Below are 22,597 nucleotides of genomic sequence, written 5' to 3'. Positions count from 1 at the left end.
GGCCCCGCCCCATTTCGGGGGCCATCTCGGGAAGGGGTGGCACACCCGAGCGTCGGTGGTCTCACCCCGGCCATGGGAGTGATACGCTGCGGGCGTGATCGTCGTCGTCGGATGCGGCGTGGCCGGGCTGACCTGCGCCGTGCTGCTGGCCGAAGCGGGCCGTCCGGTGGAGATCTGGGCCGCTGCCCTGCCCCCTCGCACCACCTCGAACGTGGCCGCGGCGTTCTGGTACCCCTACGGGGCGTTCCCTCGCGATCGCGTGCTGGCCTGGGCCCGGGTGAGCTACGACCGCTTCACCGCCCTCGCGGGTCGGACCGACACCGGGGTGCGGATGCATCGATTGCTCGACCTCTATCACGAGCCGAAGGAGCAGCCGTGGTGGGCGGCCGCCGTGCCCGAACACCGACGACTGGCCCCGCACGAGCGCCCCGCGGGCTTTGCGGACGGGTTCGTGCTGCCGTCGCCGGTCGTCGATACGCGACGGTACCTTCCGTACCTCATGGCGCGCTTCGCCGAGGCGGGCGGTCGCATCGTGCAGCGACGCCTGCGGTCGCTCGACGAGGCGCTCGAGCGTGCCCCGGTGGTGATCAACTGCTCGGGGCTGGGCGCGCGAACGCTGGTGTCCGATCCGCAGGTGTACCCCATCCGCGGGCAGCTGGTGCACGTGGAGGCTCCGGGCATCACCGACATCCTGCTCGACGAGCACGGCCGCGAGGGGCTCGCCTACGTGGTGCCGCGCGGGGATCACTGCGTGATCGGAGGCACGGCGTCACCCCACGACGACGATCGGTCCACGCGACCGGCGGAGACCGAGGGGATCGTGGACCGCTGCGCACGACTGGATCCGAGGATCGCGAGCGCACCGCGACGCGCCGAGGTGGTGGGGCTGCGACCGGGGCGCGCCACCGTTCGCGTGGAGGCCGAGCCGCGCCGCGAGGGCCTGGTCGTGCACGACTACGGACACGGCGGGGCCGGGGTCACGCTGTCGTGGGGCTGCGCCGAAGAGGCGGTGCGGCTGTGCGGCGATGCGCTGCCCCCCGTGGCGGCGCGCACCGGGTGAGCATGAGGGTCGCGGTCGCGGGCGGCAGCGGGTTCCTCGGGCGCCACGTGGTGGACGCGCTGCGCGAGCGTGGGCACGAGGCGCGGGTGCTGGCGCGGCGGGTCGACGCCTCGATGGATCGGCAGGGCGTGGAGCATCGGATGCTCGATGCCGGCGCGGGGCCGTGGCCCGCGGAGGTGCTCAGAGGGTGCGAGGCGGTGGTGAACCTGGTGGGGATCAAGGCGCCGCGGGGGAGCAACGACTTTGGGCGCGCGCATGTCGGCGCGGTGGAGCACATGATCGAGGCGTGCCGGGCTGCGGGGATCGAGCGGGTCGTGCACGTGAGCGTGGCGCAGGCGGACGACGCCGTTGGGGGCTACGCGGAGACCAAGCGGCAGGGCGAGCGCTTGGTCGAGGACAGCGGGCTGCAGGCGACGGTGCTGCGACCGGGGTTGATCTACGGGCCCGGTGACGATGCGCTGCGCAACCTGGTGCGGATGGTTCGGCTCGCGCCGCTGGTGCCGGTACCGCGCGGGGCCACGGGGCCGCTGCCTGCGGTCGATGTGCGCGACGTGGCGACGGCGGTGGTGGAGGCGCTCGAGCGACCTCGGACGGTGGGGGCCACGATCGACGTGGTGGGGCCGGAGGTGCTGGAGCTGCGGGGGCTGGTGCGACGGGTGGCGAAAGCGCTCGAGCTGCCCACGCTCACGCCGTCGTTGCCCGATCCGCTGGCGCGGCTGGGGGCGGCGGTGATGGAGCGCATGCTGCCCGATCCGCTGCTGTCGCGCAGCCAGCTCGCGATGCTCACGCGGGGGCTGCCGGGGGATCCGAGCCAGGCCGAGGCCGCGCTGGGACTGCGGCCCCGGGCGCTGAGCGAGGAGCGGATCCGGGAGATTGCCGCCGGCGTGCCCGACCTACTGCCGAGCGTGCGGTTGGTGACGAGCCGCGAGCACCGGGCGTGGTTGCGGGAGCGAGCCGCGGCGATGCGGGGGTGGCCGGTGATGCTGCTGCTCGCACTGGCGGTGATGCTGGGGCTGCCCTACGTGCTGCCGTCGGTGTGGACGCGGATGGCGGTGATCGAGGTCGGGCTCTCGTTGATGCTCGTGCTGTCGATGCGACGCGCCTGGGCCCCCTTGCTGCGACCGAGCGCCGCGGCGATTGGCCTGGGGCTCGGCTTGGCAGCCGTCTTCTACGGCGGTGCAGCGGCGTTCATGGCAGGCCTGCGCCAGTGGGCGCCGGCCTTCGCCGCCCAGGTGCAGGAGGTCTACGCGTGGATCGACCTCGCCCCGCTGCCCGTCCGACTGAGCCTGCTCCCGCTCATCGTGCTCGGAGAGGACTTCGTGTGGCGTGGCGCGTTCACCATCCCGCTGGCGGTCCGCCTGGGCCCCGTGCTCGGGTGCTTGGCTGCGGGTACCGTGTTCGCGCTGGCCCATCTCTCCACCGGACCGCCGCTGTTGGCCCTGGCCGCGGTGATCATGGGCACGCTGTGGAGCATGCTGGCCGTACGCACGCGTAGCCTGGTCCCGGTGATGACCTGCCACCTGGCGTGGGATCTGATGGTGATGTTCGTGCGACCGCTGTGATATCTACGGTGGGTATCGTCATGCTCGAGTCGCTCCGCATCACCGGCTTTCGGGCCTTCTCCGACCTCGCGGTCGAGCGCCTCGGTCGCGTGACGCTGGTCGTCGGGAAGAACAACGTCGGCAAGACCACGTTGCTCGAGGCGGTACACCTGCATGCCTCGGGCCCCTACGCTCTGAGCGCGGCGCGTAGGATCCTCGAGCGTAGAGACGAGTATCTCGTCACCGAGCCCGACGACGCCGACAAGGTCGAGCTCGAGCGATTGTTCCACCGAACGAATGGGACGCGCAGCGACGTCGCCAGGATCTCCGACACTGCCGGAGCTCATGCGCTCGAGCTGTTCACGAACTGGGCGTGGTGGGAAGGTGAAGTCCCGCGTGAGCGTCGCCAAGGAGAGGCGCCCCCGGACGGCGTCAACGCCCAGCGCCAACTGATTGCCCGAAAGCACAATCGCTCGGGTCGCGGTTGGCAGGACGTTTGGGTCGAGCTCCAGGACCCCGGGGGTGCGTTCTACCGCCCCAAGCAAGATGGCTCGCTCAGCTCGTTGTTGCCCTCGAGCGGGTTGCGTGCCGAAGGAATCGACATCGCCGACCTATGGGACGACGTCGTCCTCACCGACCGCGAGCGAACCGTCGTCGAAGCGCTGAGCATCATCGAGCCCGATCTCGAGCGCATCGTGATGGTCAAGGCCGGCCGTTCGCATCGCACGGCCATGGCCAAGGTCAAGGGCCGCACGCCGCTCCCCTTGCGCAGCCTGGGAGACGGCATGAACCGTCTGCTCGAGGTGGCGCTCGGCCTGGTCACCGTCGGCGAAGGCGGCACGTTCCTCGTGGATGAGATCGATGCGGGGTTGCACTTCACCACCCTGGTCGACGTATGGCGACTGGTCTTCGAGACCGCCGCTCGTCTCGACGTCCAAGTCATTGCCACGACCCACGGCTGGGATTGCATCGAGGCGTTCCAGCAAGCCGCCCTGAATCACCCGAGCAACGGCGTGCTCGTTCGGCTACAGCGCGCAGGCGACGAGTTCGGCTCGGCGACGTTCGCCGACGAAGAGCTGGCCATCATCACGCGCGAGTCGATCGAGGTGCGATGATGAGCGAGCCCCACGACAGGATACTGCTGGTCGAGGGCCGCGACGACGCGGAGGTGGTGAAGCAGTTTTGCAATCACCACGGCATCGACAATCGCAGATTGTTCAGGATCGAGGTCAAGAACGGCATCGAGGCATTGCTCGACGATCTCCGCGTACGACCCCAGACGCACGTTCGAGTGCTTGGTGCCATCGTCGATGCCGATACCGATCCCGAGCTTCGATGGCGCCAGCTCGGCGACGTGATGCGGAGATCCGGCTACGAGCTGCCGCAACGACCCAGCCCTTCGGGTACCTACCTTCCCGCACCGAACGTCTTCCTACCCCGTATCGGTCTATGGATGATGCCCGACAACCGCGTCGAGGGCATGCTCGAGGACTTCCTCCTGCGATTGACTCACGACGGCGATCGCCTGGTGACTCGTGCGGGCAAGACCGTCGACGACATCCCCGCCGAGGATCGCCGCTTCAACCCAGTCCACCGCTCCAAGGCCACCATGTACACCTGGCTCGCCTGGCAAGCGGATCCCGGTACCCCGCTCGGCCAGGCCATCACCAAGCGCTACCTCGACCCCAGTCGCGACCCCGCCCCGGCCTTCCGCGACTGGCTGCTCGCGCTGTTCACCCCCGCCCCCACCCCCTGACCCCCGATGCTCGACGCCCTCGATCTCGTCAAGAGCTACGGCAGCACCCAGGCCGTGCGCGGCGTGTCGTTCTCCGTCGAGCGCGGCAGCGCGTTCGCCTTGCTCGGCCCCAATGGCGCGGGCAAGTCCACCACTCTGCACATGCTGGTCGGCGCTCTGCGCCCCGACGGCGGCACCGTGCGCATCGATGGCGATCGCGACCCCGCAGACCCGCAGACCCGCAGCCTCATCGGCATCTGCCCGCAGGACCTCGCGATCTACGAGGAGCTGACAGCCGCAGAGAACCTCGCGTTCTTCGCCGAGATCCAGGGCCTGCGCGGCCGCAAGCTCGCGCAGCGGGTCGACTGGGGGCTGCAGCTCGCCGGGCTCGAGGCGCGCCGCACCGATCGCGCCGAGGCGTTCTCGGGCGGCATGAAGCGACGCTTGAACCTGGCCTGCGCCGCGGTGCACGAGCCCAAGCTGCTGCTCTGCGACGAGCCCACGGTGGGCGTGGACCCGCAGTCGCGCAACCACATCTTCGAGAGCATCGAGGCCCTGCGCGCCGACGGCTGCACGCTGCTCTACACCACGCACTACATGGAAGAAGCCGAGCGCCTGTGCGACCGCGTGGCCATCATGGACCACGGTCGGGTCCTCGCGATCGACACGGTCGACGCCCTCATCGATGCGCACGGTGGCCAGGCGGTGGTGGAGGTCGAGCTGGCGCAGGCTCCCGCCTCGACCGATGACCTGCCCGGTACGCTCGAAGGCACGACCCTGCGGGTGGAGACCACCGAGCCGCTCACCGCCATCGAGACCCTCGGCGAGACCCTCCGCCGAGCCAACCTGTCGATCTGCCGGCTGCGGGTCGACCGACCCGACCTCGAGCGGGTGTTCCTGAGCCTCACCGGAAGGAGCTTGCGAGACTGATGCGCGTGGTCCTCATCATGGCCCTCAAGGACCTGCGCCTGCTCGTACGGGACCGCATGTCGCTGTTCTGGGTGCTGGCCTTCCCCTTGCTGCTCGCGCTGTTCTTCGGCTCGCTGTTCGGCGGCGACTCGGGCGAGCGCGCCGCGATGCCGGTGGTCGTCGTCGACGAGTCCGGAGGCGAGGGCGCCCGGTTGGTCGAGCGCCTGAGGTCCTCCGAGGGCCTCGAGATCGACACCGTCGACGCGCTCGACGACGCCCTCGAGCTGGTCCGCCGCGGCAAGCGGATCGCGTTCGTGCACATCCGCCCCGGCTTCACCGACGGCGGCTTCGCCATGTTCGGCCGCGACCCCAAGGCCTCCGCCACGCTCGCGCTGGGCGTCGATCCGGCGCGCACCGCCGAGCGGGGGCTCTTGCAGGGGCTGGTGACCCAGGCGCTGTTCTCCGGGATGACCGAGCAATTCGCCGATCCCTCCCGCATGCTCGCGCAGACCCAGCAAGTCCGGAAGGACCTGGACGACGCCACCGAGCTCGAGTCGAAGCAACGCGAGCGCCTGCTGACGTTGATGGACGCGCTCGACGGCCTCAACGCCGCCGACGGACCCCTCGCCGGCGATCGGACCTCGACCGACGCAGAGGCCAGCCGCAGCGGGTTCTCGCTCGAGGGCCTGCTCGAGGCGGTCGACGTGACTCGCGACGACTCGGGCCAGCCGCGCTCGGCCTTCGACATCACGTTCCCGTCCTCGATCGTGTGGGGACTGATGGGCTGCGCCACCGCGTTTGCCACCTCGATGGTTCACGAGCGCCGCGCCGGTACCCTGCTGCGCCTGCGCGTGGCCCCGATCGCGCGCGCGCACGTGCTCGCCAGCAAGGGCCTGGCCTGCATGCTCGCGGGCATGGGCACCAGCGCCTTGCTGCTGACCTTCGGCGTGCTGGCGCTGGGCGTACGGGTGGGCGACCCCCTGCTGCTGCTGCTGGCCCTCGTGTGCGCCTCGGCCTGCTTCACTGGCATCATGCTCGTGATGTCGGTGATCGGTCGGACCGAAGCAGCCGTGTCGGGCGGGTCGTGGGTGGTGATGATGCCGCTGGCCATGATCGGCGGGGGCATGATTCCTCTGATCGCGATGCCCCCGTGGCTGCTGGCGGCAAGCCACGCGAGCCCCTTTCGCTGGGCCATCCTCGCGATCGAGGGCGCGGTGTGGCGGGACTTGTCGCTGACGCAGATGCTCCCGTCGCTGTCGATCCTGCTCGCGCTCGCGGTGGTGCTGTTTGGAATCGGCGTGGCGGTGATGCGGCGACGCGATCCCTGAGATCCGCCCCGTAGCCCCCCTTGGCCACCCCTCGAGTGGTATGCTCGCGTCCGTGACGCCGGCGCAGCAGCTCGCGGCTCAGGCCGCTCAGTGGCAGGCAGCGGGTCGACCCGACATGGCGGCGCCGCTATTCGAAGCCTCGCTCCAGCAGGACCCCACCAACGTCATGGCCCGCTGGCAGCTGGCCGACTGCCTGTCGTTGATGCAGCAGCCCGACCAGGCCACCGTGCACTACCTGCAGGTCGCCCAGGCACATGCGCTGATGGGGCGGCAGCCGGAGTGCCTGGGCGTGTGCGAGCGCATCATCCAGATCGCTCCGCACGCGTTCGTCTACACCGCGGTGGGCCCCACCGTGCGCCGCATCGGCAGCAACGCCCGCACCGTGTGTGCCCGCGCGGCCGAGGCCCACCTTCGCGCGGGGCGGCAAACCGAAGGCCTGCAGATCCTCCGACTCGGCGCCGAGCTCGATGCCACCAGCCCCGAGGTTCGCCTGCAACTGGCGCGGATCTACAAGAGCCGCGGCATGGTGCGCGAGGCGGTGGAGGCCATGGCCGACGCCGGCGACCTGCTGATGCAGAGCCAGCGCTTCTCCGACTACGCGCGGGTGGCCGAGCTTCTGCTCACCCTCGACCCCGAGCACCTCGATACCCTGCGCGAGCTGCCACGCGCCTACATCGAGCTGCGCCGCCCCCACGATGCGGTGCGCATGCTGAGCCAGCTCACCCGGGTGAGCCCGGGCGACATCGTGGGCTACGAGGTCCTGGCCCAGGCGTTCGCCTTCATCGGCCACACCGAGAAGGCGCTGTCGGTGCTCGAGCGCCTGGTGGACGAGCTGGCCGTGCTCGGTCGCGGCAGCAAGGCCGACGCCGTGCTCGAGAACGCCCGAAGGTGGCGCCCCAACGACCTGGGCTTCATGCGCGCGCTCAAGCGCATGGAGGTCCCCAAGCCCGCCTCGGCCCGTTCTCCAGCGCCACCACCCCAGGACATGCCTCCCGAGGGCACGGTGGTGCTCGACATCTCCGACCTCGTCCCCGAGCAGAGCCTCAAGGGCCCGGCCCCGAGCCCGGCCCCGAACCCCAGCGGTGGGCGGGTCGAGGTCGAGGGCACGCTGAGCCTCGATCTCGACGAGCTGATGCGTCACGAGCGACAGAAGCTGGCCGCACGCGGCATCGAGGTTCCCGAGCCGCCGCCTCCCGTCGTGACGCCCCCGCCTCCGCCGCCCCAGACCCCGCTGCCCAGCCCCGACGACGTGGAGATCTCGATGTCGCTCGATGCGTCGGCGCTCATCGAGGCGCTCGCCAACGACGTGCCGCTGCACGAGCTGGCCCAGCTGGCCTATGACGACGACGGTGACGAGGCCGAGCCGGAGCCTCCACCCGCACCCGCACCCGCAGGCCAGAGCCCGTGGGAGGACGACGACGATCAGTCGACCATGCTCACCATGAAGGCGCTCACGGCCGAGGACGTCGCACGGAGCCTCGCTCGGTCCGGGGCAGCCTCGCCTCCGGCTCCCGTGCGCGGGTCGACGCCCTCGGCCCCTCCGCCGGGGCGCCCCTCGACGCCACCGCCTCCCCCTCGTGTGCGCACGTCGACCCCTCCGCCTCCCCCTCCCGCACGCGCGGCCCCTCCACCACCGCGCCCGGTCGTCCCCGCGCCCCACGACGAGGACGCGCCCACGATGGCCAACCTGCAAGCGTTGACCGCCGCCGATCTCGCCCGCGGCCTCGCCCAGGCCGCGACGGCCGAGGACGACGATGCGATGACGCTGGCGATGGAGGCGCTCACGCCCGAGGACATCGCTCGTGCGCTCCGCAAGCAGGGCAAGGACGGCGGACCGCACCGCTGATCAACGGCCCGGCACGCACGCGGGCTCGGAGTCACTGCGGTCGTCGCAGCGCCAGGTACCAAAGCGGCGCAATCGACCCCAGCAGCAAGGTCCCCACCAGCCACGGCCATGCTGCCCGCTGCCGCCGTCGGGCGTCGACCGCGATCCACGAGCTGACCAGCAGCAGCGCAATCGAGAGGTCGATCAGCATCTGCAGGGCCCACGGCTCTCGACTGGCCACCTCCAGAAAGCCGAAGTAGCCGTGCTCGGCCACCACCAGGCACGAGTATACCGTGAACGCGATGGCCACCAGCAGGAACAACGGTCGATATCGGTGCATGTCGGGCTCTCCTCGTGCCCATCATGCCCTGCATGGGTCATGACCGCCAGGAACGGCGCTAGTCGCTGCCCATCCCGCCGAACTGGCCATAGACCAGGTTGGAGTCGCCCTGCACCGAGCCGGGCGAGAACGGCTCGAGCCGCACCCGCGCGTAGATCTCGTCGCGATCGGCGAGCACGAAGTCCGAGTCCTCGTCGATCCGGTCGCGCGAGACCATGCGGACGATCGTGCGCTCGATGAACGTGGGATCGACCGGAGCCTTGACGTTGTTGTTGTAGATCGTGGTCAGGTCGTCGTCCGAGAGCGCATCGTCGCCCCGCAGGGACACACGCTCGCGGAACACGGTCCCCGCCAGTCTCTCGCTCGAGTTGAAGTTGATGCGGTAGCGGACGGTCACCTTGCGGCGCTGACCGCCCGTCCCCTTGTCGATGGACAGCTCGAGGTTGGTGATGGTCGGCATCGTCGTTCTCCTCTCGATTCCCCGCACAGCCTGGGCCACGGGGCCGGCATCTCAATGGGCGACGTACGCGCCCCCCCGGTCGGCGTACCCTCCGTCGCGATGCGCCTCCCCGCCCTGCTCTCGCTCGTGCTCCTGCTCGGCTGCCGCCCGCCTCCCACCGATCCCACCGAGCTCACCGACCATGCGCCGGCCTCCGAGTCCGCATCGCCCTCCGGGGTCGATGGCCCCGCCGATGCCCCGGCCGCCCCGCTGTCGCGCGAGCAGCTGCAGGCCATCGTCGAGGCTCCCGATCGCGAGGACGACGACCGACGGACCGACGTACGCCGCAAGCCGGTCGAGCTGCTCGAGTTCATCGGCATCGCCCCCGGCATGAAGGTCGCCGACCTCGGCGCGGGCTTTGGCTACACCACCGAGCTGCTCGCGCGCGCGGTGGGCCCCACCGGCGTCGTGTACGGGCAGAACCCCGCGTTCGTGCTCGAGCGCTTCGCGCAAGAGGGCTGGACCAAGCGGCTCGAAAAGCCCGTCATGGCCAACGTGATCCGACTCGATCGCGAATTCGTCGACCCGTTCCCCGAGGATCTGCAGGGCCTCGACGCCGTGATCAACGTGATGTTCTATCACGACTTCGAGTGGATGGAGGTCGACCGCGCCGCCCACGATGCAGCGGTGTTCCGCGCCCTGCGTCCCGGGGGACTCTACGTGATCGTCGATCACAGCGCCGCCGATGGAGCCGGAGCCTCGGGCAGCCAGACCCTGCACCGCATCGAGGAGTCGCTGGTGCGCAGCGAGCTGCAGGCCGCGGGCTTCCGGCTGGTGCGCGAGGCCGAGTTCCTGCGCAACCCCCAGGACACCCGCGACTGGAACGCCCTGCCCTGGCGCAGCGGCGAGGACCAGCTGTCCGATCGCTTCGTGCTGGCGTTCGAGCGGCCCTAGATCCAGACCACGACGAGCGTCGACCGCATCCGTCTGGTACAAGCCCTGTGGCGTGCAGTCGCCGATCGACGTGGGCATCGTGGGGGCCGGAACGGCCGGGACGGCGAGCGCCTTGCTCCTCGCCCGTGCCGGGCACCGCGTGACCCTCTACGAGCGCGTGCCCGAGCCGGGCCCCGTGGGCGCGGGCATCGTGCTGCAGCCCACCGGACAGGCCGTGCTCGAGCGGCTCGGCCTGCTGCAGCCCGTGCTCGAGCGTGGCGCTCGCATCGATCGCCTGCGCTGCGTGACCGCCCGCGGCCGCCCGGTGTTCGCGCTCGACTACCTGCCGGTGGGGGAGCCCGCGCGGGGCCCCGCTGGCGTGGAGTGCTTCGGCCTGGGCCTGCACCGCGGCGTGCTGCACCAGACCCTGCTGCAGACCGTGCGTGCGCAGCCGGGGATCGAGCTGCGGTGCGGGGTGGACATCGACGCGCCGCTGCTCGAGCGCGATCACGTCGCCCTGCGCACCGCCGCGGGCGAGCGCCTCGGTCCCCACGACGTGGTGGTGGTGGCCGACGGCGCTCGATCGCAGCTCCGCGCGGGTACGGGCCTGCGCTTCTCCGAGTCCCCCTACGAGTGGGGCGCGCTTTGGTACGTGGGCGACGATGCCGACGGCGTCTACGCGGGCGAGCTGTTCCAGGTCGTGCGCGGCACCAGCTTCATGATGGGCCTTCTGCCCACCGGTCGCGGCCCCCAGCTCGACTCGCCGCCCGACGTGAGCCTGTTCTGGAGCATCCGCACCGATCGCCTCGAGGCGTTTCGCACGGGTGACCTGCAGGCCTGGAAGGACGAGGTGCAGCGCCACGATCCCCGCGCGGCGTTCCTGCTCGAGCAGATCCGCAGCCACGAGCAGCTGCTGTTCGCCCACTACCGTCACATCAGCATGCCGCGCTGGCACGGCGAGCGCATCGTGTTCATCGGCGATGCCGCCCACGCCATGAGCCCGCAGCTCGGCCAGGGGTGCAACCTCGCGCTGGTCGACGCGACCGGGCTCGCCGATGCGATCGCAGCCGCCCCGTCGCCCACCGAGGCGCTCGCGCTCTACACCCGCCTGCGCCGCGATCACCTGCGCTACTACCTCTGGGCCACCCGCGCCGTCACGCCGTTCTTCCAGAGCGATCACGAGTGGCTGGGGTGGCTGCGCGATCGCTTCATGCCGCTCCTGACCATGATCCCGTGGATCCGTCGCCAGATGTGCCTGAGCATGGCCGGACACATGCGCGGGGTGTTGCGCTCGCCGCTGTCGCTCGCCGCGCTGGCGACGACTCCGGCGCTGCCACCCGCTCCCGACGCCTGAACGCTCAGCGCCGCGTGGTCACGTAGATGTCGTCGCCGGAGCCACCGCGAGTGCTGGCCATGTAGAGCGTGCGGCGGTCCAGCGACAGCCAGGGGTCGTTGTCCAGGAAATCGGGCGTATTGAGCTCGGCCAGCGCCACCGGGGGACCCCAGGGGTCGGCCGCGTCCTGCCGCGTGGAGACCCACAGATTCCACTCCGCCACGGTGTCCGCCCCGTCCACGAGCCGGGTGGACTCGAAGATGATCTCGCGCTCGTTCTGCGCCATCGAGACCGTGCAATCGGCGCTCGTGGAGGACAGCTCGGCCACCAGGCTGAACGTCCCGACCATGTTGGGCATGAACGACACGTCGGCCCGCCAGATGTCCGATTGCCCCATCCCGCCCGGCTGGTCCAACCAGCACAGGAACACTTGGTCCATGTTGGGGGAGATCGTGGCCCCGAAGTCGTCCATGGGCGTATTGGCCTGCATCAGCAGCAGCGGTGTGGGCCACGGATCGGCACGACTGAGCCGCCCGGCGGCGTAGATGTCCGTGCCCATCGCCCCGGGGCGATTGCTCGCGAGCGAGATGACGAGGCCATCGATGCTCACCTCGGGGGTGGTCTCGGTCGAGGGGGAATTGAGCGGATCCACCGGCACGGGTGCGTCCCACGGGTCGGCCACGCTGGCCCGCGTCGACACGAAGATGTCCTGGGAGCCGTTGCGGGTGGACGCGAAGTAGATCTCCAGCATGTCCCCGGTGAGCGTGGGATCGTCATCGTTCGACCCCGCGACGTTGAGCTCGACCACCGGCACCGGGGGCTCGAACGGCCCCAGCGGCTCGTCCATGGGCTCTCCGCTGCTGCTGCCATCGCTGCTGCCGTCCTGGGTCCCGCTGCTCGATCCACCGCTGGTGGTGCTCGAGCCCACCGTGCTCGGGCCGCTCGTACCGCTCACATCGCCGACCGCGGTGGTCCCATCCGCCACCACCGTCGTACCCGAGGTGCTCGTGACGGGCTCGCCCGTCGACGACCCTCCGCCGGGAAGGATCTGGCCCGGTGCCGCTCCGCAGCCGAGCACCAGCCCCACGAGCCCCATCGTCATCGTCGCGCGTCGCATCGCCTCCCGCATCATCGTCGATCGTGGGCCGGCCGTGCCACGCCAGGGCTCATTCGCGCGCAATCGCCCGTCACAGCGGCTCGAGCTCGGCGTGCACGGTGTTCGGCCCGGGGTGCAGCACCACGTGCTGGAGCTCCCGGTGGAAGCCCGGCGCGCGCAGCAGCATGTCGACCTCGCGGCTCCACGACTCCATCTCGATCGGCGGCAGTTCCTCGGCCAGGTACACCCGGGCGCCCGCCTCTCCGGGACACAGCGGGCACTCCACCGTGAGCCCCCTGGGGGGACACGGGAACATTACGTGCGCGGGCAACGGCTCGACCGTCAGGGCCAGCGGCGCACCGGTGGCCTCGCACTCCTGCCGCGAGATCCAGCGCTCGCCGCGATAGCGCAGCCCCAGCACGCGCAGCCGCAGCGCCTCCCCCCCGACCTCGACCTCGAGCTGCGAGACGAGCGGGCGCTTGTCACCATCGCCCACGACCAGCCGATGATGCGACATCACCGATACCGGCATCCCCACGACGTCGACCGTGCACCTCGCCGGCGGCGGTTCCTCCTCTTGCAGCAATGCCAACCACACCAGCAAGCCAAGCATGGGGCTACGATTCCACGGAGGTACGGCGGAGTCAATCGCGACGAGAACCATCCGCTCGACCCGGGCGGATCCCCGCTCCAACGCGACGTCATGGGATGCGACGTCGGTGTCATGGTGCTGGACGATCCATCAGCGATGGCAAGGACGTCCTGGTCGGCAACGCGGGTCTACGCCCGCGTGTCCACGCGGCCATCGATCGTGCCATCCAGACCCCGATCGGCCGGGCGTCCCGCCCGGACCACTGTCGGAGCGAGGCCCACCGGTTGCGACGCGCGTGCCTGCACCGCTCCAGGAAACCCCGTGATGCGGCCACGAAGCCACCTCACGGGCGCTCGTGCTTGCCGAGCGCGTCGCCGCGTGCTCCCCGAGCCTCGCCGCCGTGCCGCTCCGCGCGAAAGTCGATAGACTCCGCGTGAGAGAGGTCGTCGCCCGGTGCCCGAGTTCACCCTGAGAGCCGAGAACTTCCGCTCGATTCGGCGCCTCGACTGGTCTCCCGAGGGAACGTGCCTGCTCGCGGGCGCCAACGGAGCCGGAAAGTCCACCACGTTGGACGTGCTCCGGTTCCTCCGCGCACTGTTCGAGCGTGGGCACGAGGCAGCAGTCGTGGCCGTGGGCGGCGACCATCTCCGAAGCACCGACGTCGCCGAGGATCAACCGGTCACGTTCGAACTCCAGGTGGGCCGAATACGATGGGTCCTACGGTTCCCCACGACCACGCTGGGCCTCAAGGGTACCTACGGTGAAGAGCTCTACCACGAAGACCAGCTCGTACTTCGAGCCGCGATGTTCGACGACGGATGGTTCTTGGGTTCCGAGCGACACGTGCACGGCCATGAGCCCCGCTGCTGCGCCAAGATCCTGTGGGATCGCGGTGATGCCCCGTGGATGAGCCCTCTGGTGGGCTTGATCGCGGGCACGTATGTCTACGCTGCCCCCGCGCTGGAGAAGGTGAAGCGCAGCGAGGCCGTCACCGCGCATGCATCGGTGCTTCATGGCGCGGGAAGCAATCTGTGGTCGGTGCTCTCCAACTGGAAGGCATCGGCCATCCACTACGAGGGCCGCTTCGACTGGGTGATCTCCAAGGGGCGTGACGCATTTCCGGAGCTACTCGGGGCAATCGAGTTCGAACGCGGTCTTCCGTTCGTGTTCCCTCCGGGGGCCAGCGACCCCGCCGATGGACTGCCGCCGGCACGCATGGCAGACGGCTTGCTCACCGGCCTCCTGCACCTGACCGCCGTCGCCGGAGCCCATGACGGAGGGCTCGTGGCGATCGACGAGATGGAGAACCAGCTCCACCCCCACGCAATCCGTCGGCTGTTGGTGGCAATGCGGGAGCGAGCCGAGGAACACGACCTCACGATCATCCTCACCAGCCACTCGCCAGTGGTCATGAATGCATTTCGCAACGAGCCGGAGAACTTCTACGTGATCCAGGGCGGCGAGGCATCGCAACCCGTGAGCCTGGTCGAGCTCCACGACGAGGATTGGCTCGCTCAATTCTCGCTCGGCGACCTCTACGATCGCCTGGACTTTGGAGCTCCCAAGCTCGCGGTGGGCGACTGACATGCGCGTGGCCGTGATCCCCACGGGTCGCATGGAGTGGAACGCGCTACCGGAAGCGCTGAGTCGTCTGTTTCCCGACCACGAGTTCCACTCCGTGCCCTCCGTCGGGGAAGTCGCATCCAACCGAGACATCGGCTTTCCGATCCCGTCGTTCACGAGCAACGACGTGACTCGGTTCTTCGACAGGGAGAACCCCGCCGACGATCTGGTCCAGCGCGCCGCGGCCGAGGCCATCGGGGACCGCCGCCGCAACCGTGCCCCCGCGGATCTCGTCGTGGTGCTCGATGATCTCGAACTCGCCAATCGCCACCAACCCGACGCAGTGATCCAGGTGGCCCAGGAGGCGGTGCGACGTCACCTCGCGCGGCTCGAGTTCCGAACCCAGGAGCGGACCCGCAAGGCCCTGCGGGAGCGGGTCAGCCTCCACCTCGTGGTCCCGATGATCGAGAGCTGGTTGTTCGCCGATCCCCGTGGCCCCGCCAATGCGGGGTGTCCTCCCGATCGTACGCCTCGACTCCGCGACGTCGAACCCGAGGATTTCGAGACCCACGACGACGACTATGCAGCAGCCACCTTGCACGCGTGCACTTGCTGGCAATCCCTGCCTGCCGCACGCAAGGCGCAGCAAAGGCGCCGCAACAAGCTGCGACCGGCCTGGGCCGGCAACCTCGACCGCACCCGCCACCCCAAGGGCTACCTCCAGTGGCTGTGCATCGACTCCTCCTCCAAGTCCTGCACCACGTACGACGAGAGCCATGGCACGCAGGCGCTGACGGTCCTCGACTGGCAGCACCTGCTCACGTCGGTCAGGCTCCCGTATCTACGCTCGCTGGTTGCCGACATCGCAGACGCTCTCGGCCAGGAGCCAGTGGTCGGCCCGATCGAAGGTCACCAGGCGCCGCTCACGTGCCGCAAGCACGCGCCCACCGAGGTGCTGCTCCGCAACCTCTAGCCCAGAGCGCCACCCGACATCAGTGCGCCCCCTTCTTGGGCCGCAGCGCGGCTTCTCCCGCCATGTGCTGGTTCCACGTGCCCGGCGTGAACCCGTTGTCGACCTCTTCCATCGTGATGCACCCCGGCACCGGGCACACGATCTGGCACAGGTTGCACCCCACGCACTCGCTCTCGTCGACGATGGGGACCCGGCTGCCGCTCGGGCCACCTTGGGGGTTGGGATGGATGCACTGGTGCGCCCCGTCGTGGCACGCCACCACGCACAGCTGGCAGCCGATGCACGCCTGCGCGTCGATCTTGGCCACCGTCTCGTAGTTGAGGTCGAGGTCGCCCCACTCCGAGTAGCCGGACACGGCCTTGCCCACCATCTGGTCGATGGTGTCGAAGCCGTGCGAGCTCATGTACTCGGTGAGCCCCTCGATCATGTCCTCGACGATGCGATAGCCGCGAAGCATCACCTCGGTGCACACCTGCACGCTGCTCGAGCCGAGCAGGATGAACTCGACCGCATCACGCCAGTTGGCCACCCCGCCGATCCCGCTGATGGGGATCTCGAACTCGGAGCTGCGAGCGAGCTGCGCCACCATGTGCAGCGCGATCGGCTTGACCGCCGATCCACAGTAGCCCCCGTTGGTCGACTGCCCGCCGACCCTCGGCATCGGCACCATGCGATCGATGTCGACGCCGATGATGCTCTTGATGGTGTTGATGAGCGCCACCCCGTGGGCCCCGCCCCGCTGGGCCGCGAGCCCGTGAGGCACGATGTCGCCCACGTTGGGGGTGAGCTTCACCAGCACGGGCACGCTCGAGTACTCCACCGCCCACGAGGTGATCTCCTGGTTGACCTTGGGCTCTTGCCCCACCGCCGAGCCCATGCCGCGCTCGCACATGCCATGGGGGCAGCCGAAGTTGAGCTCGAGCCCGTCGGCGCCCGCGTCGATGGAGCGCTTGATGATGTCCTTCCACTCCTGCCGAGTCTCCACCATCAGCGAGACCACCACCGCGTGCTTGGGGTACTTCTTCTTGGTCTCGTAGATCTCGCGAAAGTTGACCTCGAGCGAGCGGTCGGTGATGAGCTCGATGTTGTTGAAGCCCACCGCCTTGGTCCCACGCACGTCGACCGCACCGAAGCGGCTCGAGACGTTCTGGATCGGAACCCCGAGGGTCTTCCACACCGCACCGCCCCAGCCGTGATCGAACGCCCGCTGGATCTGGGCGCCCGAGTTTGCGGGCGGCGCCGAGGCCAGCCAGAACGGGTTGGGGGAGCGGATGCCGGCACAATTGGTCGAGAGGTCGGGCATGGCGGGTCTCTTCGATGGCTCAGGTCACTCGAACGATGTACTCGTGGATGGCAAGCGCGGCCCGCTTGCCCTCGGCGGCGGCGTTGACCACCTCCTTGCCGCCGTTGGCACAGTCGCCGCCGGCGTAGACGCCGGGGCGGGCGGTGGCCTGGTGCTCGTCGACGACCACCCGGCCGCGCTCGAAGGTCACGCCCAGCCCAAGGAGCAACGCCTCGAGCTTGCTCTGACCGATCGCCAGCAGCACGAGCTCGGCGGGCACCTCGTGCTCGCTGCCCGCGATCGGCTGCTTGGCCTGATCGAGCCGAACGCAGCGGATGCTCTGCACCCGGCCCTGCCCCTCGAAGGCGACCGGCTGGGTCTGCCACCGCGCGCGCACCCCCTCGTCCTTGGCCGCGCTCCACTCGTGGGCATAGCCGCTCATCCCGGGCTCGGTGCCGCGGTAGAGCATGGTGACGTCGGCGACGCCCAGCCCCCGCAGCTCGCGGACGGCATCGATGGCCGTGTTGCCGCCGCCCACCACCACCGCGTGCTCCACCCCCGAGAGGTCGACGGTGCCGAGCTTGACGCGCTCGATCGCCTCCACCGCCCCGTGGATCCCGGACAGGTCGGCACCGGGCACGTCGAGCCGGGTATCGGGACCCAGGCCCACCCCGACGAACAGCGCATCGTGAGCTTGCAGGAGCTCGCCCCACGTCACGTCGCGCCCGACCTCGACCCCGGTGCGTACCTCGATGCCGCCGATCCCCAGCACCCACTCCACCTCGTCCTCGGAGCGGTCGGCCTTCATCTTGTAGGGCGCCACCCCGGTGGTGTTCAGGCCGCCCGTCACGTCGCGCTTGTCGTAGATCGTGCACGCATGCCCGTGGCGCCGCAGCTCGTGGGCCGCCGCCAGCGAGGCCGGCCCGGCCCCGACCAGGCCCACGCTCTTGCCGCTGTCGGGGGCCGCCTCGAAGAAGCGCCAGCCCTCGGCGAAGGCGTGGTCGGTGGAGTAGCGCTGGAGCTTGCCGATCTGGATCGGCGGCACCCCCATCTCGTTGTAGACGCACTTGCCCACGCACAGCACCTCCACCGGGCACACGCGGGCACAGCTCATGCCCAGGATGTTGCTGTCGAAGATCGTGCGCGCCGAGCCCTTGACGTTGCCCGTGGCGATCTTGCGGATGAACTGCGGAATCTCGATGCCGGTGGGGCACGCCTGGATGCACGGCGCGTCCGCGCAGAACAGGCAGCGGTTGGCCTCGACGAGGGCCTGCTGGGGCGTGTAGGCGGCCTTGAAGTCGGTGAAGACGTTCTCGGCGCGCTCCTTGGCGATCTTGGTCATCGGCACCTTCCGGCCTTCTTGGGATGAGCGGGGTCAGCAGGGGGAAGCGGAGCAGGCAAGCGATCGAACGGCCAGCGCACGGCCCCGCAGGGGCCGCGTCCGTCCGAGGGGTCTGCCAAGGGTATGCGGGGGCAGTCGACCGCCACAAGCGGCTTCTCGGTCGGCCACGACCCGCTGCGGTGAGAACGGCCGTTTCGACCATGATGGCGACCCACCCGCGGGCCGGAGGCCGTTGTACGGCCCCATCCACCGAGTTCTGGTATCCTCGCGCCCCCACCCCTGCCATCGAGGTCATGAGCCAATGAGTGAGATCGTTCGCTGCGGGCTGATTCAGTGCGCCAACCCGCTCAACGACGAGTCGCGGCCCGTCGAAGAGATCAAGGAGGCGATGTTCCAAAAGCACGTCCCGCTGATCGAGCAGGCAGCCGGCAAGGGCGTCCAGATCCTCTGCTTGCAGGAGATCTTCAACGGCCCCTACTTCTGTCCCAGCCAGGATCCACGCTGGTACGCCTCGGCCGAGGAGGTCCCCGGGCCGACCGTCGAGCGGCTGGCCGAGTACGCCAAGAAGCACTCGATGGTGATCGTGGTCCCCATCTACGAAAAGGCCATGCGCGGGGTCTACTACAATACCGCGGCCGTGCTCGACGCCGACGGCAGCTACCTCGGCAAGTACCGCAAGCAGCACATCCCGCAGGTGGCGGGCTTTTGGGAGAAGTTCTTCTTCAAGCCCGGCGACGGCGGCTACCCGGTGTTCAAGACCCGCTACGCCACCATCGGCGTGTACATCTGCTACGACCGCCACTTCCCCGAGGGCGCACGGTGCCTGGGGCTGAACGGCGCCGAGATCGTGTTCAACCCCTCGGCCACCGTGGCGGGGCTCTCGCAGTACCTGTGGAAGATCGAGCAGCCCGCCCACGCGGTGGCCAACGGCTACTACGTGGGGGCGATCAACCGCGTGGGCACCGAGGCACCGTGGAACATCGGCGAGTTCTACGGCACCAGCTACTTCGTCAACCCGCGCGGTCAGATCATCGCCGAGGCCAGCAAGGACCAGGACGAGGTGGTCGTGGCCGACCTCGATCTCTCGATGATCGACGAGGTCCGCAGCACCTGGCAGTTCTATCGCGACCGTCGACCCGACGCGTACGACGAGATCGTCGAGTAGGCCGCCGGCCGGCTGGTCTCCCTACAGCAGCTCGCCGACGAGCGCGAGCAGCCGCTGGCGACTGAATGGCTTGGGCATGAACCGCGCGCCGAGCTCGCGCGCGGCTGCCCTGCCCTCGTCGTGGTGCCCGGTGAGGATCACGATCGGAGTGTCGCGGTTGGGACCATCCCCGTCGCGAATGCGACGGATCATCGAGAGGCCGTCCATGTGTGGCATGCGGATGTCCGAGACGATGAGCGCGTAGGACTGCAATGACGCGTGCTCGAGGCCGCTGAGGCCATCGGCGGCCTCGTCGACGTCCACGTCGAACCCACGGACGAGGGCCCGGCGAATCACCCGGACGAGCACGGCCTCGTCCTCCACGATGAGGACCTTCAGGCTCATAGAGATGCCTCCGAGTCCGGCGACGGAGCCGCGACACGGGGCAGCACGAGCACGAAGCACGTCTCGGCACGATCCTCGTCGAGCCTCAGCTCGCCTCCGTTGTCGGCGGCCAGGCTGCGGGCGATGCTCAGCCCGATCCCGGTGCCGCTCCCCACCGGCTTGGTGGTGAAGAACGGCTCCATGATCCGCTCCCGCAGCTCGGGTGGAACGCCAGGCCCCGAGTCCAGCACCCGCAGCTCCACGCGCTCCTCGGCGGCGAGGACGTCGATCCCGATGCGGGGCGAGGGGCAGGACGCGACCGCATCCCGGGCGTTGTTGAGCAGGTTGAGCAGAATCTGCACGATCTGCACGGCGCGGCACCGCACCCACACCCCGCCGAGACGTCCGGTCACGTGCAGGTCGATGCCACGGCTTCGCAGGTGCATCCCGCACAGCTCGAGGGTCTCGGTCACGATCTCCTCGATCCCCACGACGGCGGGTTCCTCCTTGCGGCCGTCGCGGGCAAACGCCCGCAGGCCGGTGATGATCTTGGAGACGCGCATGACCGTGCGGCTCATCTCCTCGTTGATCCGCACCACCTCCGCCAGGCCGAGCTCGCCATCCTCGGCGATGTCGAGCAGCTCGTCGGCCAGCCCCTGCATGATGGCCAGCGGGGTGTTGATCTCGTGGGCGATGCCCGCGGCCATCTCTCCCAGAGACGCGAACTTGGCCGCCGCGGCGAGGTGCTGGCTCATCTCGAGGTTCCGACGCTCCGCTTCCCGCAGCTCGGTGATGTCGCGGATGACCCCCACCAGGACCGGACCGCGCTCGGGGTCGACGAACACCGACTTCTTGGTGGAGATCGTACGAGTGACCCCGCGAGCGTCGGTCAGGGTCTCCTCGTTGAGGTTCTCCTTGCCCGTGCGAAACACGGCGTCGTCCATCGTCCAGAACACGTCGGCCTCTTGCTTGGAGAAGAACTCGTAGTCGCTCTTGCCGATCAAGCGCTCGCGGGGATGCCCCATGAGCTCGCAGAACGCCCGATTGAACTCGACCCACCGATGATCCCGATCCTTGACGAAGATGGGATCGGCGACGCTGTCGATGATGCTCCGCAGGAAATGCGACGAATCGGCGTCCGAGAGAGCCATGGCCGCGGGCCGCCTCATGAACCCAGCCCACTTTAGAGTGTGATTTCCGCGCTTTGCAACGGTCCGCTTCTGGGTTATCCACGCTTCGAAGGCTGGTCCAGCGATCGACCGGCCAGCCCACTCGAAGGGAGAGCACCATGTCCGTCATGTCCACGTTGATCCGTGGCGGCACCGTCGTCACCGCCGAGGGAGAGTTCCGTGCCGACGTCCTGTGCGTGGGCGAGAGCATCACCGCAGTGGGGCCCGATCTGCAGGCGCCCACCGGTGCTCGCACCATCGACGCCGGCGGCGCCTACGTGATGCCCGGAGGGATCGACCCGCACACGCACATGGAGCTGCCGTTCATGGGCACGGTGGCCTCCGAGGACTTCTTCACCGGCACCTCGGCCGCCGCCGCCGGCGGCACCACCATGATCATCGACTTCGCGATCCCCGACCCGGGCGAGTCGCTCCTGGGGGCGTACCGCAAGTGGCGGGGCTGGGCCGAGAAGGCGGCCTGCGACTACTCGCTGCACGTGGCAGTGACCTGGTGGGCCGACTCGGTGCGCGAGGAGATGCGGACCCTGTGCCGCGATCACGGCGTCAACAGCTTCAAGCACTTCATGGCCTACAAGGGCGCCATCATGTGCGACGACGAGACGCTGGTGAACAGCTTCACCACCGCGCGCGAGCTGGGCGCCCTGTGCACGCTGCACGCCGAGAACGGCGAGCTGGTCTACGTGCTGCAAAAGGCGATCTTCGACAAGGGGCTGACCGGCCCCGAGGGGCACCCGCTGTCGCGTCCGCCCGAGGTCGAGGGCGAGGCGGCCAACCGGGCGATCCGCATCGCCGAGGTGCTCGGGGTGCCGGTCTACCTGGTCCACACCTCGTGCATCGATGCACTCGAGGCGGTCAGCCGCGCGAGGCTCGAGGGCCAGCGGGTGTTCGCCGAGGTGCTCGCGCAGCACCTGGTGATCGACGACTCGGTCTACCGCAATCCCGACTGGGACGCCGCGGCCGCCTACGTCATGAGCCCGCCGTTCCGGCCCAAGGAGCACCAGGCCGCGCTGTGGAAGGGCCTGCAGGCGGGCATGCTGCAGACCACCGCCACCGATCACTGCTGCTTCTGCGCCCCGCAAAAGCGCATGGGGCTCGGAGACTTCCGCAAGATCCCCAACGGCACCGGTGGCGTGGAGGACCGGCTCTCGGTGCTGTGGCACCACGGCGTACGCACCGGTCGGCTGACCCCGGCCGAGTTCGTGGCGGTGACCTCCACCAACACGGCCAAGATCTTCAACGTGTTCCCTCGCAAGGGCGCGATCATGCCGGGGGCCGACGCCGACCTCGTCGTGTGGGACCCGAACAAGACCCGCACGATCTCGGCCAAGACCCACCACCAGAACATCGACTTCAACATCTACGAGGGCATGGAGGTCACCGGCAACGCGGCCGTGACCCTCAGCCGCGGCATGGTGGTGTGGGACGGCGACCAGCTGTCGACCGAGCGTGGGCGCGGCAAGTACGTCGACCGCCCGTGCTGGGCGCCCTACTGGGACTCGCAGAAGACCCGCAATCGCCTGGCCGAGCCCACCCCCGTGGAGCGCGTGCTGCCCAAGGGCTGAGCGAGCCCGATCCCGAGCGAGCCGCG

At 69.4% G+C, this 22,597-nt stretch carries 21 protein-coding genes; 13 read left to right on the top strand and 8 right to left on the bottom strand.

The features are described from left to right. The first annotated feature begins 94 nt into the window (after positions 1-94). From OEB96_RS20065 to OEB96_RS20035, 7 genes are read left to right on the top strand one after another with little or no spacing between them, the layout of a single operon-like run. Positions 95-1,060, top strand: coding sequence for an FAD-dependent oxidoreductase (locus OEB96_RS20065; RefSeq protein ID WP_266217961.1), 966 nt, complete (start codon positions 95-97; stop codon positions 1,058-1,060). A 2-nt stretch (positions 1,061-1,062) separates the two neighbouring features. Continuing rightward, positions 1,063-2,622, top strand: coding sequence for an NAD-dependent epimerase/dehydratase family protein (locus OEB96_RS20060; protein WP_266218101.1), 1,560 nt, complete (start codon positions 1,063-1,065; stop codon positions 2,620-2,622). Next, positions 2,586-3,716 (top strand): AAA family ATPase, encoded by a 1,131-nt coding sequence (locus tag OEB96_RS20055; RefSeq protein ID WP_266217960.1) that lies wholly within the window; start codon positions 2,586-2,588, stop codon positions 3,714-3,716. The genes OEB96_RS20060 and OEB96_RS20055 overlap by 37 nt, the downstream gene beginning before the upstream one ends. Next, entirely contained in the window at positions 3,713-4,357 is a 645-nt protein-coding gene (locus tag OEB96_RS20050; RefSeq protein WP_266217959.1) for a DUF3226 domain-containing protein, read from the top strand. The genes OEB96_RS20055 and OEB96_RS20050 overlap by 4 nt, the downstream gene beginning before the upstream one ends. A gap of 6 nt (positions 4,358-4,363) precedes the next feature. Further along, on the top strand, positions 4,364-5,266 hold the full coding sequence (locus tag OEB96_RS20045; protein WP_266217958.1) for an ABC transporter ATP-binding protein: 903 nt from the start codon (positions 4,364-4,366) through the stop codon (positions 5,264-5,266). Beyond that, a complete protein-coding gene (locus OEB96_RS20040; protein ID WP_266217957.1) occupies positions 5,266-6,573 on the top strand; it encodes an ABC transporter permease in 1,308 nt (435 codons plus the stop codon). The genes OEB96_RS20045 and OEB96_RS20040 overlap by 1 nt, the downstream gene beginning before the upstream one ends. Positions 6,574-6,625: 52 nt before the next feature. Further along, complete coding sequence (locus OEB96_RS20035) at positions 6,626-8,419, top strand: tetratricopeptide repeat protein (protein ID WP_266217956.1); 1,794 nt, start codon at positions 6,626-6,628, stop codon at positions 8,417-8,419. Positions 8,420-8,450: 31 nt separating this feature from the next. Here the strand turns inward: OEB96_RS20035 and OEB96_RS20030 are convergent, their stop codons facing one another. Both OEB96_RS20030 and OEB96_RS20025 read right to left on the bottom strand, forming a co-directional pair. Continuing rightward, a complete protein-coding gene (locus tag OEB96_RS20030) occupies positions 8,451-8,738 on the bottom strand; it encodes a hypothetical protein (protein WP_266217955.1) in 288 nt (95 codons plus the stop codon). A gap of 58 nt (positions 8,739-8,796) precedes the next feature. Next, positions 8,797-9,198, bottom strand: coding sequence for a hypothetical protein (locus OEB96_RS20025; RefSeq protein WP_266217954.1), 402 nt, complete (start codon positions 9,196-9,198; stop codon positions 8,797-8,799). 99 nt (positions 9,199-9,297) lie between these two features. On the opposite strand from OEB96_RS20025, the gene OEB96_RS20020 reads away from it, so the two are divergent. Beyond that, entirely contained in the window at positions 9,298-10,131 is an 834-nt protein-coding gene (locus OEB96_RS20020; protein WP_266217953.1) for a class I SAM-dependent methyltransferase, read from the top strand. Positions 10,132-10,183: 52 nt separating this feature from the next. Continuing rightward, a complete protein-coding gene (locus OEB96_RS20015; RefSeq protein WP_266217952.1) occupies positions 10,184-11,464 on the top strand; it encodes an FAD-dependent oxidoreductase in 1,281 nt (426 codons plus the stop codon). 4 nt (positions 11,465-11,468) lie between these two features. Here OEB96_RS20015 and OEB96_RS20010 read toward each other — a convergent pair whose 3' ends face one another. After that, a complete protein-coding gene (locus OEB96_RS20010; protein ID WP_266217951.1) occupies positions 11,469-12,560 on the bottom strand; it encodes a hypothetical protein in 1,092 nt (363 codons plus the stop codon). Between the two features lie 70 nt (positions 12,561-12,630). After that, entirely contained in the window at positions 12,631-13,152 is a 522-nt protein-coding gene (locus OEB96_RS20005) for a hypothetical protein (protein WP_266217950.1), read from the bottom strand. Between the two features lie 432 nt (positions 13,153-13,584). Between OEB96_RS20005 and OEB96_RS20000 the strand changes: the two genes are divergently transcribed. Both OEB96_RS20000 and OEB96_RS19995 read left to right on the top strand, forming a co-directional pair. Further along, on the top strand, positions 13,585-14,715 hold the full coding sequence (locus OEB96_RS20000) for an AAA family ATPase (RefSeq protein ID WP_266217949.1): 1,131 nt from the start codon (positions 13,585-13,587) through the stop codon (positions 14,713-14,715). A 7-nt stretch (positions 14,716-14,722) separates the two neighbouring features. Further along, positions 14,723-15,667 carry a hypothetical protein gene (locus OEB96_RS19995; RefSeq protein WP_266217947.1) on the top strand — a complete coding sequence of 315 codons (945 nt, stop codon included), beginning with the start codon at positions 14,723-14,725 and terminating at the stop codon, positions 15,665-15,667. A 19-nt stretch (positions 15,668-15,686) separates the two neighbouring features. On the opposite strand, the gene preA is transcribed toward OEB96_RS19995, so the two are convergent. Beyond that, on the bottom strand, positions 15,687-16,970 hold the full coding sequence (gene preA / locus OEB96_RS19990; protein WP_266217945.1) for an NAD-dependent dihydropyrimidine dehydrogenase subunit PreA: 1,284 nt from the start codon (positions 16,968-16,970) through the stop codon (positions 15,687-15,689). Between the two features lie 19 nt (positions 16,971-16,989). Beyond that, complete coding sequence (locus tag OEB96_RS19985) at positions 16,990-18,291, bottom strand: NAD(P)-dependent oxidoreductase (protein WP_266217943.1); 1,302 nt, start codon at positions 18,289-18,291, stop codon at positions 16,990-16,992. Between the two features lie 301 nt (positions 18,292-18,592). Here OEB96_RS19985 and OEB96_RS19980 point away from each other — a divergent pair, with 301 nt between their 5' ends. Beyond that, positions 18,593-19,456 (top strand): nitrilase-related carbon-nitrogen hydrolase, encoded by an 864-nt coding sequence (locus tag OEB96_RS19980; RefSeq protein WP_266217942.1) that lies wholly within the window; start codon positions 18,593-18,595, stop codon positions 19,454-19,456. A gap of 21 nt (positions 19,457-19,477) precedes the next feature. On the opposite strand, the gene OEB96_RS19975 is transcribed toward OEB96_RS19980, so the two are convergent. After that, positions 19,478-19,840 (bottom strand): response regulator, encoded by a 363-nt coding sequence (locus OEB96_RS19975; protein WP_266217940.1) that lies wholly within the window; start codon positions 19,838-19,840, stop codon positions 19,478-19,480. Continuing rightward, on the bottom strand, positions 19,837-20,970 hold the full coding sequence (locus OEB96_RS19970) for a PAS domain-containing sensor histidine kinase (protein ID WP_266217938.1): 1,134 nt from the start codon (positions 20,968-20,970) through the stop codon (positions 19,837-19,839). The genes OEB96_RS19975 and OEB96_RS19970 overlap by 4 nt, the downstream gene beginning before the upstream one ends. A gap of 146 nt (positions 20,971-21,116) precedes the next feature. Here OEB96_RS19970 and hydA point away from each other — a divergent pair, with 146 nt between their 5' ends. After that, positions 21,117-22,571: a dihydropyrimidinase gene (gene hydA / locus OEB96_RS19965; RefSeq protein WP_266217937.1), complete on the top strand. Its 1,455-nt coding sequence runs from the start codon at positions 21,117-21,119 to the stop codon at positions 22,569-22,571. Positions 22,572-22,597: the final 26 nt, after the last annotated feature.

Origin of the sequence: Paraliomyxa miuraensis (assembly GCF_026337845.1) — a bacterium.
In the GTDB taxonomy this organism is placed as follows: domain Bacteria; phylum Myxococcota_A; class Polyangia; order Nannocystales; family Nannocystaceae; genus Paraliomyxa; species Paraliomyxa miuraensis.
Note: the sequence above shows the minus strand (reverse complement) of the source record. Positions and strands in the feature narration are given on the sequence as shown.

Excerpts from the sequence above, each read along its gene's own strand:
- OEB96_RS20060 (WP_266218101.1), top strand. The coding sequence starts at position 1,063 with ATGAGGGTCGCGGTCGCGGGCGGCAGCGGGTTCCTCGGGCGCCACGTG.
- OEB96_RS20050 (WP_266217959.1), top strand. The coding sequence starts at position 3,713 with ATGATGAGCGAGCCCCACGACAGGATACTGCTGGTCGAGGGCCGCGAC.
- OEB96_RS20045 (WP_266217958.1), top strand. The coding sequence starts at position 4,364 with ATGCTCGACGCCCTCGATCTCGTCAAGAGCTACGGCAGCACCCAGGCC.
- OEB96_RS20040 (WP_266217957.1), top strand. The coding sequence starts at position 5,266 with ATGCGCGTGGTCCTCATCATGGCCCTCAAGGACCTGCGCCTGCTCGTA.
- OEB96_RS20030 (WP_266217955.1), bottom strand. The coding sequence starts at position 8,738 with ATGCACCGATATCGACCGTTGTTCCTGCTGGTGGCCATCGCGTTCACG.
- OEB96_RS20025 (WP_266217954.1), bottom strand. The coding sequence starts at position 9,198 with ATGCCGACCATCACCAACCTCGAGCTGTCCATCGACAAGGGGACGGGC.
- OEB96_RS20020 (WP_266217953.1), top strand. The coding sequence starts at position 9,298 with ATGCGCCTCCCCGCCCTGCTCTCGCTCGTGCTCCTGCTCGGCTGCCGC.
- OEB96_RS20010 (WP_266217951.1), bottom strand. The coding sequence starts at position 12,560 with ATGCGACGCGCGACGATGACGATGGGGCTCGTGGGGCTGGTGCTCGGC.
- OEB96_RS20005 (WP_266217950.1), bottom strand. The coding sequence starts at position 13,152 with ATGCTTGGCTTGCTGGTGTGGTTGGCATTGCTGCAAGAGGAGGAACCG.
- preA (WP_266217945.1), bottom strand. The coding sequence starts at position 16,970 with ATGCCCGACCTCTCGACCAATTGTGCCGGCATCCGCTCCCCCAACCCG.
- OEB96_RS19985 (WP_266217943.1), bottom strand. The coding sequence starts at position 18,291 with ATGACCAAGATCGCCAAGGAGCGCGCCGAGAACGTCTTCACCGACTTC.
- OEB96_RS19980 (WP_266217942.1), top strand. The coding sequence starts at position 18,593 with ATGAGTGAGATCGTTCGCTGCGGGCTGATTCAGTGCGCCAACCCGCTC.
- OEB96_RS19975 (WP_266217940.1), bottom strand. The coding sequence starts at position 19,840 with ATGAGCCTGAAGGTCCTCATCGTGGAGGACGAGGCCGTGCTCGTCCGG.
- OEB96_RS19970 (WP_266217938.1), bottom strand. The coding sequence starts at position 20,970 with ATGGCTCTCTCGGACGCCGATTCGTCGCATTTCCTGCGGAGCATCATC.
- hydA (WP_266217937.1), top strand. The coding sequence starts at position 21,117 with ATGTCCACGTTGATCCGTGGCGGCACCGTCGTCACCGCCGAGGGAGAG.